At 78.7% G+C, this 1,946-nt stretch carries 2 protein-coding genes; both read right to left on the bottom strand.

Annotation, left to right across the window (positions count from 1 at the left end):
* Positions 1-36: 36 nt before the first annotated feature.
* The gene (locus tag GTQ99_RS22670) at positions 37-1,173 is read right to left on the bottom strand and encodes an ATP-binding protein (protein ID WP_166617929.1); all 1,137 of its coding nucleotides are present in this window, start codon (positions 1,171-1,173) and stop codon (positions 37-39) included.
* The gene (locus tag GTQ99_RS22675; protein ID WP_166617930.1) at positions 1,170-1,850 is read right to left on the bottom strand and encodes a hypothetical protein; all 681 of its coding nucleotides are present in this window, start codon (positions 1,848-1,850) and stop codon (positions 1,170-1,172) included. The genes GTQ99_RS22670 and GTQ99_RS22675 overlap by 4 nt, the downstream gene beginning before the upstream one ends.
* Positions 1,851-1,946 lie beyond the last annotated feature (96 nt).

Here is a 1,946-nt window from a genome sequence, read left to right on the forward strand (position 1 = left end):
CGCCCGGGCCCCGCCGCGGGTCGGGGCGCCGCGCGTTCACGCGTCGCCGGTCAGCAGGCCGAGCTCGGTGAGGATCGGGCCGAGGGAGGTGATGACCTCCGGCGTCGGCATCGCCCCCGTCGGGCGCCCCTGCGCCCACCGGCGCCCGTAGGAGAAGGCGATGTCCGCGCTGCCGGCGTCGGCGATGCGGGCCAGCACCCGCCCGCAGGCCAGCCACCGCTCGACGGTGGTGTGCTGGGCGGTCGCCGCCCAGACGGAGGCCGCGACGGCGTACGTCTTGTCGGTGCGCCGGGGGTCCACCACCCAGGAGTCCGGGTCGCGCAGCAGCTCCTCGGGATCGGGCAGGTCGAGGTCGCGCACGTAGGCCAGGAACGTCCCGGCCGCGGCGACGCCGACGGTCCCGGAGACCAGGAGGGTGATCACCGTGCTGTTCACCCCCGCCGCCCGGGCGTGCGCGTACAGCCGCGCCGCCATCTCCCACGAGCGCGGGGTCGGGAACGCGCGACCGGCCTCGTCCGAGGACGAGGGCATCCGCGTGACCAGCTCGGGCTTGGAGCCCAGGAACACCCCGACGAGCGTCGTCGTCTGCTCCAGCAGCTCCGCCACGCGCGCCTCGTCGGCCCGCGGGACGCGCACGGGCGGCCAGCCGCTGGTGAACCCCTCGCGCACGGTCTCCGCGTCCAGGCTCCACGTCAGGTGCAGGAAGCGGTTGGCCACGGGCGGGGCGAGGTCCCAGCCGTCGGCGGCGACGTCCGGGGGGTTCGCCGCGGCGACGGTGCGCACCTGCGCGGGCAGGCGCAGGTCGCCGACGACGCCCTCGAGGATCGGGCGCAGCAGCGCCGCCTGGGTGGCGGGCGGCGCGGTGGAGACCTCGTCGTAGAACTGGATCCCGCCGCGGCCCTCGCGCTCGACGGCGTCGCGCAGCCGCACCGCCCACGACGGCGGCGCCAGCGCGGCGGTCCCCGAGGCGGTGTCGACGACGGGCAGGCCCGCGAAGTCGCTGGGTTCGCGGATCGAGGCGATGACCGTCTCCAGGTGGGCGCCCATGCCGTCGGCCAGCTCGCGCACGACCGACGACTTGCCCTGGCCCGGCGGCCCCCACAGCACCACGGGGACGTTGGCGAGCAGGGCGACGCCCAGGGCGTCGCAGGTGTCGGTGTGCTGCTGGCTCATGCGGAGGTCCTCCGGGAGGCGTCGGGGGAGGCGCCGCCCAGCGCGCCCCGGAAGGCGGCGAGGAAGGCGATGCGGTCGGGGGTGAGCGTGCCCGCGGCGTGGGCGGCGGCCACGTCGGCCGCGCCCAGCCCGGCGCCGGCCGCCGCGAGGACCAGGCGCAGGTCCAGGTCGCCGCCCGGGGGGTGGGCGGCGAGGAAGCCGCGCAGGTCCGCGTGCAACTCGGCGAAGGCGAGGACCTCGTGCGGGTCCAGGTCGACGCGGTGCCCGCTGAGCAGGGCGCGGGCGCGCAGCCGCGCCGCGGGGTCGGTCAGGGGCACCGCTTCCCCGTCGAGGTGGGTCAGGCGCACGGTGGTCCCGACGGCGGCGATGCGCACCCGGCGCCCCAGCGCGGGCAGCAGCAGGTGGCGGTGCAGGGTCACGACGACCTCGGGCCAGTCGAAGGGCGGCTGCTCGGGCACCGGCGCCGGCGCGGAGGCCGGCCTGCTGCGCGTGAGGGTCGGCGGCGCCTCCGGCCGGCGGGGCCGCTGGGCGCGCCAGGCGCTCCAGACGGCGTCCGGGACCCCGCCGTGCGGCAGCGGCCGCGCCGGGGGGTCGGCGACCAGGTCGACGGCCTCCAGCCGCACGCGCACCGGCGCCGGGCCCGGGCGGGGGCGTCGGTGACGGCGTCGGGCGGGCACCGACCGAGCGTAGGCACGGGCGCGGGCCCGCGCGCCCCGGGGGCGGGCCGCCCAGGTGCAGTCACGGGTGCAGTCATCCGACGGAAGCGGTGGCAC

Source organism: Kineococcus vitellinus (assembly GCF_009906315.1).
Classification (GTDB): Bacteria; Actinomycetota; Actinomycetes; order Actinomycetales; family Kineococcaceae; genus Kineococcus; species Kineococcus vitellinus.

Excerpts from the sequence above, each read along its gene's own strand:
- GTQ99_RS22670 (WP_166617929.1), bottom strand. The coding sequence starts at position 1,173 with ATGAGCCAGCAGCACACCGACACCTGCGACGCCCTGGGCGTCGCCCTG.